The sequence below is a fragment of the Pseudomonas alkylphenolica genome, assembly GCF_016009175.1.
Taxonomy (GTDB): Bacteria; Pseudomonadota; Gammaproteobacteria; order Pseudomonadales; family Pseudomonadaceae; genus Aquipseudomonas; species Aquipseudomonas alkylphenolica_B.
The window spans coordinates 78,245-92,413 of the sequence record NZ_JADUCM010000016.1; the positions used below are offsets into that span (position 1 = coordinate 78,245).

A 14,169-nucleotide genomic window follows, 5' to 3' on the forward strand; every position below is an offset into this window, starting at 1 on the left:
CGGTGGACGCAACGCAGGTGAGCGCTTTGCGCTCAATCGCAGGCTGTCGCCAGCGCCTACAGGTTGCTTGTGGGAGCTGGCGATAGCCTGCGATCTGCCGCGTAGCGGCAGCAAGGCGTTACAGGTCGAGGACCAGACGCGCCGAGCGGGCCCGCGAAACACACAGCATCATGCTCTGCTGCGAGGCCTTTTCTTCGTCGCTCAGGTACTGATCAAAATGTTCGGCTTCGCCTTCCAGAATCGCTGTTTCGCAGGTGCCGCACACGCCTTCGCGGCACAGGCACTCGACCTTGGCAGCCTTGGACTTCTCGATGGCCTGAAGAATGGTCATGCCTTCTTCTACCTGCAGTTCGATGCCCGACTGGGCCAGCACCACGGTAAAGGCCGCGCCGGTGACGGGGGCGGCAGCGAACTGTTCCCAGTGCACACGCTGGTCGGCGATACCGGCTTTGGCGGCAGTGGCGATCACCGCGTCAATCAACGGTTTCGGGCCGCAGACGTACAGGTGCGCATCGTCTGCCAAGGACGCGCAGAGCGCAGCCAGGTCGAGTTTGCGGTCCAGGCTGTCGATGTAGAAATGGGTGTTGTCGGCATGCGGGCCGCTGGCCAGCTGCGCCTGGAACGCACCGTGCTCCGGGGCGCGGAACGCGTAGTGCAGTTCGTAGTCGGTGGCGCCGCCTTCGAGCTCGTGCAGTTGTGCCAGGAACGGGGTAATGCCGATACCGCCGGCGATCAGCACGTGGCGACCGGCGCTGGGATCGAGGGCGAAGAGGTTGTTCGGCGAAGAGATGGTCAACTGCGTACCGACTTCAACCTGCTGGTGCATGAACGCCGAGCCGCCCTTGGACTGCTCTTCCAGGCGCACGCCGATCTGGTAGCTGCGGGTGTCGCGCGGGTCGCTCATCAGCGAGTAAGCGTTGCTGAACTGGCTGCCGTCGGCGCCCTGCATCTGCACGATGACATGGCTGCCACCGGTGAAGGCGGGCATGGGTGCACCGTCTTCACGGGCCAGGGTGAAGCGCTTGATCAGCGGCGTGGCCTGTTCCACTTCGGTTACGTGCACGCTGAACATTTCGTATTTGTTGGCCATGGTTCACCTCGACTGCAGGGGCAACGCGGCAGGCCCTGCCGCGTCCCGTAACCGGTGCTCGCTCAGACGGCGAGGCACAGGTATTTGATTTCCAGATAATCCTCGATGCCGTACTTGGAGCCTTCACGGCCCAGGCCCGATTGTTTGATGCCACCGAACGGCGCGACCTCGTTGGAGATCAGCCCGGTGTTGACCCCGACCATGCCGTATTCCAGCTGCTCGGCGACCTTGAACACGCGGGCGATATCGCGGCTGTAGAAGTACGCTGCCAGGCCGTACTGGGTGGCGTTGGCCAGGGCGATGACTTCGTCGTCGCTGCTAAAACGCACCAGGGCTGCCACCGGGCCGAAGATTTCTTCTTCCAGCAGCTCCATGCCCGGGCCGACGTTGGCCAGCACGGTGGGCTCGAAGAAGGTTCCGCCCAGGGCGTGGGCCTGTCCGCCCAGCACCAGTTCGGCGCCTTTGCCGACGGCGTCGTCGATCAGGCTGCGCACCTTGGCCACGGCCTTGTCGGTAATCAGCGGGCCGATTTGCGTGCCTGCCGCAGTGCCATGGCCGACGCCCAGCTGGCGCACGCGTTCGACGAAGCGTTCGCTGAACTGCGCGTAGACGCTGTCATGGATATAGAAGCGGTTGACGCACACGCAGGTCTGGCCGGCGTTGCGGTATTTGGCAATCAGCGCGCCTTCGACGGCGGCGTCGATGTCGGCGTCGGCGAAGACAATGAACGGTGCGTTGCCGCCCAGTTCCAGGCTGACTTTCTTGATGGTTTCAGCGCACTGGCCCATCAGCAGGCGGCCGACCGGGGTGGAGCCTGTGAAGCTCAGCTTGCGCACGGCAGGGTGGCCGGTGAACTGCGCGCCAATGGCCGGTGCATCACCGGTGACCACGCTGAACACGCCGGCCGGTACGCCGGCACGCTCGGCCAGTTCGACCAGGGCGAGGGCACAGAACGGCGTTTCGTTGGCTGGCTTGACCACCATGGTGCAGCCGGCGGCCAGGGCCGGGGCGACTTTGCGGGTGATCATCGCCGCCGGGAAATTCCACGGGGTGATCGCGGTGCACACGCCGATGCCCTGCTTGATCACCAGCAGGCGTTTGTCGTTGGCCGGGCTCGGGATCACGTCGCCATAGACGCGCTTGCCCTCTTCGGCGAACCACTCGACAAAGGAGGCGGCGTAGCGAATTTCACCCAGGGCTTCGTGCAGCGGCTTGCCCTGTTCGAAGGTCATCAGCCGGGCCAGGTCCTGCTCGTGTTCGAGCAGCAATTCGAACCAGCGGCGCAGAATCTGCGCACGGTCTTTGGCGGTGCGGGCGCGCCAGCCAGCCAGAGCGGCCTCGGCCGCTTCGATGGCACGCTTGGCTTCGGCGCCGCCCATCAGCGGTACACTGCCGAGCAACGTGCCATCGGCCGGATCGGTCACCGCCAGGGTGCGACCGTCGTCGGCATCGCACCAGCGCCCGTCGATGTAGGCTTGCTGACGCAGCAGGGTGTTGTCATTGAGTTGCATGCAAGGCACTCCGAAGATCGCCGCAGGCTGGAGGGCCTGCGGCGAGGGCTATCAGTCGTCGAGGTGGGCGACGGCGATCAGGTTGTGGAAGTGGGCGATGCCGTGCTCGCTCATGCCGCTGCGCTCACGGTCGGCCATGATCCGGCCCTGGCCACGGTAGCCGCGGGACTTCAGGCCTTTTTGCACGCTTTCCACCAGGCGCAGGTCTTCCGGACGGAACACTTCGCGGTACCAGTCGATCAGCTTCTGCTGCTCTTCGGTGATGTCCTTGTTGAGGAAGTAGATGTCGTAGTGCTGCAGGGTGGTTTCGGCATCGACCGGGAACTCGTAGATCACGGTCATGAAGTTCGCTCCTGGCGGCACGTTGAACATGGTGCACGGCCACGCCCAGAAACCGGCGAAGGACGGGTCTTTCACACTTTCGTCAAACTTGAACGACTGCTCGGAAGGCTTGGCCAGGCCGTATTGCAGGGTCCAGTTGCCGTGCATGCTGTGGCTGTACTGGCCGACGTCCACCGAGTCGGAGAAACCAGGGTGGGCCGGGGCGCAGTGGTAGCACTCGAGGTAGTTGTCGACGATCGACTTCCAGTTGGCCGGGGTGTCGCTGACAAAACGGGCCGCCAGGTGCAGGTCGTCGATCACGCCGCAGGCTTCGCGCATGCGCGTTTGCAGGCCTGGCAGCTGGTCTTCGACCGAGCCGGCTTCCATGTCCATGTTGATGAAGATGAAGCCTGCGTACTCTTCGACGCGCAGTTGCACCAGCGAGGAGTTCTCTTTGTCGAAGTTCACCACGTTGTCGCAGTTGCGCGCGTGGGCCAGGTCGCCGTCGAGCTTGAAGGTCCAGGCGTGGTACGGGCAGGTGATAACGTTCTTGGCCTTGCCGCTGCCGCTGAGCAGCTGGTGGCCGCGGTGCGGGCAGACGTTGTAGAAGGCGCGCAGCACGCTGTCGCGGCCACGTACGACAATGATGCTTTCGCCGATCACTTCGCGGGTGATGTAGGCGTTGTTTTCTGCCACTTCACTGCGGTGGCCGACACAGATCCAGCTGCGTGCGAAGATCGCTTCTTTCTCGTGCTCGAACACTGCAGCCTGGGTGTAGAAGCTGGCAGGGATGGTGAAGGCCTCTTCGGCGTTGGCGCAGAAATCGGCGGGCAGGCGTTTGAAGTCATTCATGATCGGGTCTCACAAGCTCGGTTTTTTAGTTGTCAGTTAACGCGTATCTATCAGTTAACAGGTCGGGCAAAAAAAGGTCCTGGCGCCTGCCCTTGCAGGACGCACAGGACTAACGAGGGTTTCGTTCTATTGAGCCGTAACCGGGGCAGGGGCTTCGTTCACGGCCTTGGGTTCTTCCCCGGCCATGCGCGCTGCCTCTTCTTCAATACGGTAGGCCGGCATCTGGCCGTAGTCTTCGAACATCCATTTGAAGAAGCCGTAGATCTTCACCAGCAGGATCACCATGAACGGGATCGCGGTCAGCACCACGGCGGTTTTCATGGTCGACAGCGATGCCTTGGCAAACAGCATGGCCAGCGGCACCAGGGTCAGCACCACACACCAGAACAGGCGGTGGGTTGGCGTCGGGTCGTCGCCTTCACGCAGGTTGCGGGTGCTGGTGGCTGCTACGGCGTAAGCCGCGGCGTCCATGTGCGAGGCACAGAAGATCGCCATGATGAACAGGTACACGCCGAGGAACACCTGGCCCCATGGCAGTGCCAGCAGCAGGTGGGTCACCGCTGATTCACCGCCTTGTTCGCTGAGCATTTTCGGCACGTCCACGGCACCGGTAATGAACTGGTGCATGCTGTAGCTTTCCAGTGCGCCGAAGAAGAACCAGCAACCGAAGCTACCGCCCAGCAGCAGGGCCAGGACCACTTCCTTGATCTGGCGGCCACGCGAAACGCGGGTCACGAACATTGCCACGCCAGGTGCGTAAGACACCCACCACAGCCAGTAGAACACCGTCCAGTTGCGGGTGAAGGCACCGTCGCCCCCCGGGTCGGTGAACAGGCTCATGTGCACGTAGTTCTGGATCATCAGGCCAATCGAGTTGGCGGTGTTGTTGATCGTGAACTGGGTCGGGCCGACCAGCAGCACCACGCCGGCAAACACCAGTGCGCCGATGCAGACCATCTTGCTCAGGCGCTGCAGGCCACCGTCGATACCGATGTAGGAGCTGAGCGAGAACATGATCGCCACGGCGCCAATCACCATCAGTTGCACGGTGAAGGTGTCGGGGGTGCCGGTCAGGTCATGCAGGCCGCGGGTCAGGGTCGAGGCGGTGAGGGCGAGGGAAACGGTCAGGGCGCCCATCATGGTCAGCAGGAAGATCAGGTCGACAGTACGACCGACCGGGCCGGTGGCTTTGAAACCGGTGACGGCTTCAACGATCGAGGCCAGGTTCAGGCCGCTCTTCTTGCGCACGTGGAAGTGGTAGGCCATGGCCAGGGAGGCCAGGGCGTAGATCGACCAGGCGCTCACACCCCAGTGGAAGAACGAGTAGCTGATGCTGTACTCGAGGGCTTTAGGGGTGGCGGCGGCGATGTTCAGGCCAGGCGTCTGGTAGTAGTAGGCCCACTCCATGACGCCCCAGTAGAGGGTCGAGGAGCCCATACCGGCACAGATAAACATGAACACCCAAGTCGCTGTCGCGTACTCGGGTTTGCCACTGCCCAGGCGGATATTGCCGTATTTGCTGAAGGCCAGGTACAGCACGGCCAGCGAGCTACCGAACACCAATACCTGGACACTGGTACCGAAGGTGCGGGTGGACAGCTCGAACAACTGGTTGGCGGCGCTTTCAGCTTCGCTAGGGAAGGCTGCAAGGCCAATGACGGTGAGTAGCACGGCAATCAAACTCACAGTAATCAGGAACACATCAATCTTTTTATTTTTGTGCGACATCATCGTCTCCTGGACGTTGGCGTACTTATCTATACCCGGCAGGCATTCCGGGGTGTTGCGGTGCTGCTCCTTCCTTGGGTTGTTAACTAAGGGTTAACGTGAATCTTTGGGTTAACAGATTTTGCATTCAATCCACGCCGCTCGCAAGAGGGTGGGGCCACTTTGTCAGACAATTCTGACAATTGGCCCCACTCAATCAGCCTTCGATCAACGCGGTGATCGCCTGGCCGACCTGCTGGGTCGACTGCTGGCCGCCCATGTCGCGGGTGGTCTGGCCGGCTGCGATGACCTGTTCGATGGCCTTGAGGATGTCATCGTGGGCGGCGCGGTAGCGCGGGTCGGCACCGTCGTTGCCGAGGAAGTCGAGCATCAGGGCGCCGGACCAGATCATCGCGATCGGGTTGGCGATGTTTTTGCCGAAGATGTCCGGGGCCGAACCGTGTACCGGTTCGAACAGCGACGGGAACTTGCGCTCGGGGTTGAGGTTGGCCGACGGCGCGATGCCGATGGTGCCGGCGCAGGCCGGGCCGAGGTCGGAAAGGATGTCGCCGAACAGGTTCGAGGCCACCACCACGTCAAAGCGATCGGGCTGCAGCACGAAGCGGGCGCAGAGGATATCAATGTGCTGCTTGTCCCAGCTGATTTCCGGATAATTGGCAGCCATGGCGGCAGTGCGCTCGTCCCAGTAAGGCATGCTCACGGCCATGCCGTTGGACTTGGTCGCCGAAGTCACGTGTTTGCGCTCGCGGGTCTGGGCCACGTCGAAGGCGTACTTGAGGATGCGGTCAACACCACGGCGGGTGAACACCGACTCCTGCAGGACGAACTCGTTCTCGGTGCCTTCGAACATGCGACCGCCCAGGGAGGAGTATTCGCCCTCGGTGTTTTCGCGGATCACCACGAAGTCGATATCGCCCGGCTCGCGACCGGCCAGCGGGCACGGTACGCCAGGGAACAGGCGCACCGGACGGATGTTCACGTACTGGTCGAAGTCGCGGCGGAACTTGAGCAGCGAGCCCCACAGCGAGATGTGGTCCGGCACCTTGTCTGGCCAGCCGACCGCACCGAAGTACAGGGCGTCAAAATCCTTGAGCTGTTCGAACCAGTCGTCCGGCATCATCTTGCCGTGGGCCAGGTAGTAGTCGCAGCTTGCCCACTCGAAGAATTCGAAGCTGATGTCCAGGCCGTGTTTGCGCGCCGCCGCTTCGACGACGCGGATACCTTCGGGGAGAACTTCGATGCCGATGCCGTCACCCGGGATGGCGGCGATTTTGAAAGTCTTGCTCATGGGGGCGCACTCGTTGTCTAGGGAACAGATGCTGGCCATGCTATAAGGGCTTTATTCAGAGATAATCTCGCCATTCATAGATTCTTAGTGCACGAAACGTGAATAATCTTCCGAGCCTCGACGACCTCAACATCTTTCTCCAGGTGGCCAAGCGCGCCAGTTTCGCGGCAGTGGCCGACGAACTGGGCATGTCTGCCGCATTCATCAGCAAGCGCATCCGCGTACTGGAGCAGACCCTGGAGGTGCGCCTGCTGCACCGCACCACCCGACGGGTGACAGTGAGCGAGGAGGGTGAGCGGGTTTACCAATGGGCCCAGCAGATTTTCGACGCGGTGCAGCGCATGGGCGATGACATCAGCGCCCAGCACCGCGAACCGACCGGGCAACTGCGCATCGCCAGCAGCCTGGGCCTGGGGCGGCGCTTCGTTGCCCCGGCATTGTCGGAGCTGGCCGAGCGTTATCCGCGCCTGGACATCAGGCTGGATGTGCATGACAGGCTGGTGGATCTGATCGAAGAGGGCGTCGATCTCGACATTCGCGTGGGCAACGCCATTGCGCCCAACCTGATCGCCAAGCCCCTGGCTAAAAACCGCCGGGTACTGTGCGCCGCACCGGCGTACCTGGCGCGACGTGGCACGCCGAAAGCGCTGGCCGAGCTGGCCAGCCACGATTGCCTGGTGATCAAGGAGCGTGACCATCCGTTCGGCATCTGGGAGCTGGAGGGCCCCCAAGGCGCAGAAAGCGTGCGGGTGACCGGCAACCTGTCGAGCAACCATGGCGAAGTAGCGCACCACTGGTGCCTGGATGGGCGGGGAATTTTGCTGCGCTCCTGGTGGGATGTGCACGACAGCCTGGCGGAGGGGCGACTGGTCCAGGTATTGGGCGATTACCATCAGCCCGCGGACATCTGGGCGGTGTACACCTCGCCCCTGGCCAGTTCAGCCAAGGTGCGGGTGGCGGTGGAGTTCTTCCGGCAATACTTTGCCGAGCGTTACAGCATGCCGGCCCTTGGCTGACCCCAGGGCTCAGCCCTGCTGCGTTTTGGCGCGCGGCTTACGCGGGGTTTTCGTCGCTGTTGCGCTGCGCTTGCGTTTCTTTTTCCACGGTGCGCCGCCACGACCGGCCGGTGTCGCCGGGCCGCTGATGGTCAGTTGCAGCCCGGCACAGCGCTCCACTTGCTTGCTCATCCATGCTGACTGTTTGGCGACGAAGGTTTCAAGGCTCATCTCGCCGCTCTGGACCATGTCCAGCGCCTGTTCCCAGATTGCAGTGGTGCCGGGGTCGGCGATGGCTCGGGGTACTGCATCGATCAGGCTGAAAGCGGCCGGTGTGGCGCTGAGTGCCTTGCCCTGTTTGACCAGGTAGCCGCGATCGAGCAGGCCTTGAATGATCCCGGCACGCGTAGCTTCGGTGCCGATGCCGGTGGTTTCCTTGAGTTTTTGCTTCAGGCGCGGGGCGTCCACCAGCTTGGCAACATTTTTCATCGCCTTGATCAGGTCACCCTCGGTAAACGGCTTGGGCGGCTGGGTCCACAGGTCCTTGAGGTTGACCTCGGCCACCCGGCAGTCCTGGCCCTGATGCAGGGCTGGCAGCACCTGAGCAACCGGCGCTTCACGGCCTTTGCCCGGGTTCAGGGCTTCGGGCAGGGCGCGGCGCCAGCCAGGTTCGACGATCTGTTTGCCCACCGCCCGCAAGGCCTGCCCGGCGCAGTCGAAGTCGGCCTGTGTGCGGTCATACTCGTGATTGGGCAGGAACTGCGCCAGGTAGCGGGCGCGAATCAGGGTATACACCGCCTTGTACTTGGGCGGCAGGCGCGAAGGGTCGCTGGCGGCGGCCGTGGGAATGATGCCGTGGTGGGCGCTGACCTTGGCGTCGTTCCAGGCCCGCGATTTGCGCTGGGCCTGCAAGTGCGGCTGCAGGGGGGCAAGGCCGGGGTCGGCACGCAGCAATGCCGCCAGCGTGGCCGGCGCTTCGGCGTGCTGGCTGACCGGTAGATAGCCGCAATCGCTGCGCGGGTAGGTAATCAGTTTGTGGGTTTCATACAGCGCCTGGGCGATGTCGAGGGTTTCCTGGGCGCCCAGGCCGAACTTTTTCGAGCACAGCTCCTGCAGGGTGCCGAGGTCGAAGGGCAGCGGTGCCGCTTCGCGCACGCGCTCGGTAGCCACCTTGCCCACCTGGGCGCTGTGGGCGTTGCCGATAGCTGCCGCTGCGTCTTGCGCCAACGCTTGATTCAGGCAGCGGCCCTGGTCGTCGCAGGCATCTTCACTCGCGCGCCATTGCGCGGTGAACCGGGTGCCGGCGCTGTCGAGCAGTACATCAATGGCCCAGAACGCCACCGGCACGAAGTTGGCAATGCTGCGGTCGCGGTCGACCACCAGGCGCAAGGTCGGGGTTTGCACCCGGCCTACTGGCAGCACGCCTTTATAACCGGACTGCTGACCCAGCAAAGTAAAGAGCCGGCTCATGTTCATGCCGATCAGCCAGTCGGCCCGCGAGCGACCCAGCGCCGAGTGATACAGACTGAAGGTTTCGTTGCCCGGCTTGAGTGCAGCGAGGGCCTTGCGGATCGAGGCATCGTCCAGTGCCGACAGCCACAGGCGCTGGATCGGCCCCCGGTAGCGGCAGTGTTCCACCAGCTCACGGGCGATCATTTCACCTTCGCGGTCGGCGTCGGTGGCGATCACCAGCTCACTGGCCTCGCCGAGCAGGCGTTTGACGGCCTTGAACTGGCTGGCGGTTTTCGGCTTGACCAGCATCTTCCATTGGCTCGGAATGATCGGCAGGTCGGCCAGCGCCCAGCGTTTGTAGCGGGCATCGTAGCTATCGGGCGGGGCGGTTTCGAGCAGGTGACCGATGCACCAGGTCACGGTCACATTGCTGCCCACCCAGCAGCCATCGCCGCGACGGTTGGCGCCGAGGACCTTGGCAATATCCTTGGCCTGGGAAGGCTTTTCGCAGAGAAACAGGCGCATGCCGGCGAGGTGTCATTCTATGGCTGGAGTGGGCCATAGCATGCGCAGGATTGACAGGGCTGGCAAGTTTTATCTGTATGCATATACAGCTTTTGTTGTCTGCTCAGCCCGCCTTGCGCAAAGTCAGGTTGATTCGCAGACTCCCAAGCACCGGGTGCGCACCTGGCTTGAGCGGCAATACACCGTGAAAACGCAAACGGTCTTCACCGCCCCATACCAGCACATCCCCATGTCGCAGGCCGATACGTTGGGTGGGCTCATTACGTTGGTGTCCGCCGAGCAGAAACACCGCCGGCAAGCCGAGTGACACCGACACGATCGGCTGGCTGAAGTCGCGCTCGTCGCGGTCCTGATGCAGGCTCAGGCGATTGCCAGGGCGATAGCAGTTGACCAGGCAGGCATCGGGGATGAAGTTGGCAAACCCCGCCAAGGCTGCTGCGCGTTTGGCCAGGTCGAGCAAAACCTGCGGCAATGCTGGCCATGGGCGGTTGCTCAACGGGTCGACCGGGCTGTATCGATAACCCTGGTGGTCGCTGACCCAGCCCAGCGCGCCACAGTTGGTTAGCCCCACGGCCATTTTCAGCCCGCCGGGCGTCAGCATATGGCGAAACGGCGCCGAGGCCACCACTAGGCGAAGCGCCGGCAACATCGCCTCAACCTGAGGCAGGGCAAAGCCTGGCAGCACCACCGCGTGTGAACCTACCCATTGCTGTTGCAATGGGCTGTGAGGGTCGAAAAGGTCCAGCTCGGTTTGCATCGTAAGCAACCATTAATCAAGCGGGCAGGGGAAAGACGCTTTATGATAAGACCCTTTGCCGGGCCCGCGTCACCCTGTACGTTGCGCTTGAACCCCGGCATCACGGCACTTCAGCGCCCTTGAAAGAAAAAAATAAACTTTTTGAATTCAAGGGGTTGCCAGCTCAATCGAATGAGTCCATAATTGCGTCCATCGAAAACGAGGCAGCTGAAAAGCTTAGCGTTTTCAAGGAGATAGCGGTTTTATCGAGTTGTTTCCTTAAAGAGTTGTATATGTTTGAGATTGCTGTTTAGAGGATTTCAGGCATTTGAGGCCGAGTAGCAAAGTGGTTATGCTCCGGATTGCAAATCCGTCTACGCCGGTTCGATTCCGACCTCGGCCTCCATTATTGAAAGCCCCGCAGATTAACGTCTGCGGGTTTTTTCTTTGCGTGCTAGAAAAGCTCGGAGTTCCGATACTTTGGGGCAGGAGTTCCGATACTTTTCTATTTTGAAGGCTTGGCGATTGCACCGATTCGGCGGTAAACCCGCTTTTTTCCATTGCCATTCAGGATGAAGAGCGGTGACAGGTGTTCACTGGTTCTCCGCTTGATGCGCTCCAGCAGCGTACCCAGGCTGTTGATCACTCCATCTGCCTCCAAGATGATCCTCAGTCACTTGCCTGTCTTGCCTTGATTGACCAGAAAGTAGACCCCCTTCACATCGTCCGTCCGCATGGAAAGCACATCTGCTGGCCGTTGGCCGGCGAGGTACCCGACGGCTATCGAATGGCCGGTGGCCCCCACCTGATCGTGGGGCAGCATTTCTTCCTGGCGATCAAGCGTCAACGGGCCGGAATTGTTTGCCACCCACTGTGGCCGTCGCCGTCATAACATCCGGGCTGGTTTGGAGGCGTGCCGTTGCACGAAATACCCTGAACCTCTCGCCCCCCGTCGGGCCCCCAGGAGTGGTGTGAACAGCCCATCAGTAGGGCGCACAGCACCAGGACAACAGTCATTCCCCTTTGCATAGCGATCTCCTTGAATTCAGTTCCTGTATAGCGCGCACCTCGAAAAGGCACGTAGCTGATTTCCAACGTCAGCCCGCCTAGAGCGGGCTTGTTTATGCCTGAAGATTACCATGGCTCGTATTTCTGACTTATTGGCGGCGAGCAAGAATGCGCTCGCCTTCCTCGATATGCTGGCCTGGTCGGAGGGCACATCCACCAGCAAGCACAGCCGCGACGATGGGTACGACGTTGTCGTCGGCGGACTCAATAGCCCGAACACTTTCAAGAGCTACGCCAATCACCCGGGTGCATCCAGGCAGCGGCCCGCGCCGCCATGGTGCTCTCCGACCTGCTCGCTCGGGCTGATGCTCAAGCGGGAGAGCTGGCGAAAGTGTACGACCGAGCCCGAATTGCAGTCCTTACCTGCGAGGCGTCCTATACTGCGCTGATCAAGTAGAGGGAGCTCACAATGAAGGATCTGGAGGAGGTAATGGCCGCTGGCAAGCCGCTGATGCAGCAAGCCACTGAAGCTCTTCGTATATACAACGAGGCGAAGGGAAGCGTTTCCCCTGAAGAGGAACTTCGTCTATGGCGCGAGGCTGAATATCTTTTTGAGGCAGTTCATGAGTTTCAGCGGCGAGCTCTTGGTTGGCCTGTGCATTCGCTTCATTGACTGCCAGAGGCTTGAGATGGTCAGCAAAGCTGATGCATGAGAGCGATAGCTATGGTGAGGAGGCGCTTGAATTAAACCAGCGATGGAGCGTTCAAGGCGGGCGCCTCCTGATTTAGCAGATATCCTGAAAATCGTGATGCCGGTCAGACATTAAGCGGAATCAGGGGAAATAGATGAACTCCGGACTGCGTAGTCTGAAGTCTTTAATCATGGCTTGAGATCAAGCAATGCCGCGCCGTCGGTAAAGTCGAACGGAGCTGACCAGTGCTCATGCACAGTTTTCCATTGACCATCCATCAGTTGAAAACATGCGGTCATGCGTATCCAGCAAGATGGTTGCTCTTCATCATGTCCTCCGCAATCGGCAAGCCAGTGAGCGAAGGCGACGTTACCTCCTACCGTTACCTGCAATTGAGTGAATTCAAAATTTCCAACACCGGTGTGTTCGAAGCAGCGCCCCCAATGGGTTTGATACGCGTCTCGACCATTAAACTGGAGTGAATCTACTACGTCGAAGACTACAATGTCCTTGTCGTAGAACTGGATCAGTTCTTCTATGTTCTTGGACTTGACAGCTAGTCGCCATGATTCGATCAGTGTGCGGATTTCAGCTTCGTGTTGAATGCTCATAGTTAAACTCCTTGGTGCTCGATGGTTGGTGTGTTGTAAAGGGACATGACAGTGCTGTGGTGTTGCTCCTCTTACGGTGAATTCTTTTCGTACGAACGCTCGCGCCAATAGAAATGTACTGGGGGCTTCAAGATTATTTTTAATAACGAGTGATCACTATTTGTAGGTTATCGTGAAATTTGCGGATGCGTTGGCCGTACCTGGCTCGGGACCAGTAGACAACTCGCTTGTCTGAATGTAGCGAGCCTTGAAATCCAAGTTAATGACTCCATCATTCAGGCGCGTGATAGGAATGTCGCGACCCAGTTCCAGTTTTGAACCGTCGGCTTTCAATACCTGAACAGCTACTCCCGAGGCATCTGAGTCCGTATTTAATCCAAGTATTCCTTCCTGAGCATCTAGTATGGCGGAGCCATTGCTGCCTTCGAGGCGGATGTTTGCATTGCTTGTTTGAAAGTAATTGCCCACTAGTCCGGGTGTCGGGAATGTGCCAGCAACACAGTTGGTGAGTGGTATTTGGAAATTGACATCGCTTGAAGTGCTTCCTTTGCCGTTAAATATATTGCGAGTGAAAGCTCCAATTTGGACTTCTATTTGGTTGGAGGAGGCAGGTAGTTGGCAGTCGGATACTGTTATGCTTCCATTTATTGTTAAATAAAGGTGTGAGATTGTCCTATCGCCAATAGATATAGTTTCTGCATCCAAAACGGTTTGGGGCATTGGTTTGCTGATGCTGTGATGCCCAGATGATAATCGCCCTAGGTATACCAGTTGAGCGGTAATAGTAGGTGGGTCATATCTTACGTCGTAATTCATGAGAGGGGTGTTTGCAATGGTGCCGTAATATAGTGGCATAACATTTGAAATGCTGCCTAAGTGACCTCCTTGAGGTACTGTTGAAGCGTTCTGGGCGAAAGAATCGCTTGTTAATATAACTCCAACGCCTTCCGTTGATGTCTTATATATGGGGGTTGCTCCGAGCGGGGTGGGGTGGATGTGGTTTCCATTTATAATGACTAGGGCGCTGCCAAGGGCGTTATGATTCGCAACGTGGAGCCCGATTCTCGTGCCGATACAACGAAATCCGGACGATGCTGTTGCTGACACTGATCTTCCAATGATTGAGCCGAATGGGGCGTCTCTTGGGACAAATATGTCTCCCATTTCAATATTTATTGATTCCTCAGTTCCTCCATGGTTCCATATGCAGGCCGCAGCATTTAATGGAAGTGATAGTGTTACAATTTTGCATAAAAAAATTAAAGCGCTTCTCAGTTTTAGCATACAGTTTTCCATGGGAGTGTAGTTCATATGCTCGTTTGAATGGATTCAGCGTTTGGTGGCTGTGGTTGGCCACATT

Annotated in this window: 12 protein-coding genes, 1 tRNA gene and 1 pseudogene; 4 read left to right on the forward strand and 10 right to left on the reverse strand. The window is 59.7% G+C overall.

Annotated features, from left to right (window positions below):
- Positions 1 to 118: 118 nt before the first annotated feature.
- From I5S59_RS15315 to I5S59_RS15335, 5 genes are all read right to left on the reverse strand, one after another.
- A complete protein-coding gene (locus I5S59_RS15315) occupies positions 119 to 1,090 on the reverse strand; it encodes a PDR/VanB family oxidoreductase (protein WP_197877383.1) in 972 nt (323 codons plus the stop codon).
- A gap of 62 nt (positions 1,091 to 1,152) precedes the next feature.
- Positions 1,153 to 2,601: an NAD-dependent succinate-semialdehyde dehydrogenase gene (locus I5S59_RS15320; RefSeq protein WP_197877384.1), complete on the reverse strand. Its 1,449-nt coding sequence runs from the start codon at positions 2,599 to 2,601 to the stop codon at positions 1,153 to 1,155.
- A gap of 51 nt (positions 2,602 to 2,652) precedes the next feature.
- Positions 2,653 to 3,774 carry an aromatic ring-hydroxylating oxygenase subunit alpha gene (locus tag I5S59_RS15325; RefSeq protein WP_197877385.1) on the reverse strand — a complete coding sequence of 374 codons (1,122 nt, stop codon included), beginning with the start codon at positions 3,772 to 3,774 and terminating at the stop codon, positions 2,653 to 2,655.
- Between the two features lie 126 nt (positions 3,775 to 3,900).
- Positions 3,901 to 5,502, reverse strand: a complete 1,602-nt coding sequence (locus I5S59_RS15330; protein ID WP_197877386.1) for a BCCT family transporter — start codon at positions 5,500 to 5,502, stop codon at positions 3,901 to 3,903.
- A 196-nt stretch (positions 5,503 to 5,698) separates the two neighbouring features.
- Entirely contained in the window at positions 5,699 to 6,790 is a 1,092-nt protein-coding gene (locus tag I5S59_RS15335) for a tartrate dehydrogenase (protein WP_197877387.1), read from the reverse strand.
- A gap of 98 nt (positions 6,791 to 6,888) precedes the next feature.
- On the opposite strand from I5S59_RS15335, the gene I5S59_RS15340 reads away from it, so the two are divergent.
- Entirely contained in the window at positions 6,889 to 7,806 is a 918-nt protein-coding gene (locus I5S59_RS15340) for a LysR substrate-binding domain-containing protein (RefSeq protein WP_197877388.1), read from the forward strand.
- A 9-nt stretch (positions 7,807 to 7,815) separates the two neighbouring features.
- Here the strand turns inward: I5S59_RS15340 and I5S59_RS15345 are convergent, their stop codons facing one another.
- Both I5S59_RS15345 and alkB read right to left on the reverse strand, forming a co-directional pair.
- The gene (locus tag I5S59_RS15345) at positions 7,816 to 9,762 is read right to left on the reverse strand and encodes a DNA topoisomerase III (RefSeq protein ID WP_197877389.1); all 1,947 of its coding nucleotides are present in this window, start codon (positions 9,760 to 9,762) and stop codon (positions 7,816 to 7,818) included.
- Positions 9,763 to 9,865: 103 nt separating this feature from the next.
- Complete coding sequence (gene alkB / locus I5S59_RS15350) at positions 9,866 to 10,519, reverse strand: DNA oxidative demethylase AlkB (protein WP_197877390.1); 654 nt, start codon at positions 10,517 to 10,519, stop codon at positions 9,866 to 9,868.
- 311 nt (positions 10,520 to 10,830) lie between these two features.
- Here alkB and I5S59_RS15355 point away from each other — a divergent pair.
- A tRNA-Cys gene (locus I5S59_RS15355) sits at positions 10,831 to 10,904 on the forward strand.
- A 99-nt stretch (positions 10,905 to 11,003) separates the two neighbouring features.
- On the opposite strand, the gene I5S59_RS26470 is transcribed toward I5S59_RS15355, so the two are convergent.
- Complete coding sequence (locus I5S59_RS26470) at positions 11,004 to 11,144, reverse strand: hypothetical protein (protein WP_232239779.1); 141 nt, start codon at positions 11,142 to 11,144, stop codon at positions 11,004 to 11,006.
- 675 nt (positions 11,145 to 11,819) lie between these two features.
- On the opposite strand from I5S59_RS26470, the pseudogene I5S59_RS15365 reads away from it, so the two are divergent.
- Both I5S59_RS15365 and I5S59_RS15370 read left to right on the forward strand, forming a co-directional pair.
- Positions 11,820 to 11,963 (forward strand): annotated as a pseudogene (locus I5S59_RS15365) (DUF2514 family protein); the annotation flags it as partial.
- Positions 11,964 to 11,975: 12 nt separating this feature from the next.
- Complete coding sequence (locus I5S59_RS15370) at positions 11,976 to 12,179, forward strand: hypothetical protein (RefSeq protein ID WP_197877391.1); 204 nt, start codon at positions 11,976 to 11,978, stop codon at positions 12,177 to 12,179.
- Positions 12,180 to 12,386: 207 nt separating this feature from the next.
- Here the strand turns inward: I5S59_RS15370 and I5S59_RS15375 are convergent, their stop codons facing one another.
- On the reverse strand, positions 12,387 to 12,809 hold the full coding sequence (locus tag I5S59_RS15375) for a YybH family protein (protein ID WP_197877392.1): 423 nt from the start codon (positions 12,807 to 12,809) through the stop codon (positions 12,387 to 12,389).
- Positions 12,810 to 12,965: 156 nt separating this feature from the next.
- Positions 12,966 to 14,120, reverse strand: a complete 1,155-nt coding sequence (locus I5S59_RS15380) for a fimbrial protein (RefSeq protein WP_197877393.1) — start codon at positions 14,118 to 14,120, stop codon at positions 12,966 to 12,968.
- Positions 14,121 to 14,169 lie beyond the last annotated feature (49 nt).

Coding starts and splice junctions, on each gene's coding strand:
- alkB (WP_197877390.1), bottom strand. CDS start 10,519: ATGCAAACCGAGCTGGACCTTTTCGACCCTCACAGCCCATTGCAACAG.
- I5S59_RS15380 (WP_197877393.1), bottom strand. CDS start 14,120: ATGAACTACACTCCCATGGAAAACTGTATGCTAAAACTGAGAAGCGCT.
- I5S59_RS15345 (WP_197877389.1), bottom strand. CDS start 9,762: ATGCGCCTGTTTCTCTGCGAAAAGCCTTCCCAGGCCAAGGATATTGCC.
- I5S59_RS15370 (WP_197877391.1), top strand. CDS start 11,976: ATGAAGGATCTGGAGGAGGTAATGGCCGCTGGCAAGCCGCTGATGCAG.
- I5S59_RS15335 (WP_197877387.1), bottom strand. CDS start 6,790: ATGAGCAAGACTTTCAAAATCGCCGCCATCCCGGGTGACGGCATCGGC.
- I5S59_RS15325 (WP_197877385.1), bottom strand. CDS start 3,774: ATGAATGACTTCAAACGCCTGCCCGCCGATTTCTGCGCCAACGCCGAA.
- I5S59_RS15375 (WP_197877392.1), bottom strand. CDS start 12,809: ATGAGCATTCAACACGAAGCTGAAATCCGCACACTGATCGAATCATGG.
- I5S59_RS15315 (WP_197877383.1), bottom strand. CDS start 1,090: ATGGCCAACAAATACGAAATGTTCAGCGTGCACGTAACCGAAGTGGAA.
- I5S59_RS15330 (WP_197877386.1), bottom strand. CDS start 5,502: ATGTCGCACAAAAATAAAAAGATTGATGTGTTCCTGATTACTGTGAGT.
- I5S59_RS15320 (WP_197877384.1), bottom strand. CDS start 2,601: ATGCAACTCAATGACAACACCCTGCTGCGTCAGCAAGCCTACATCGAC.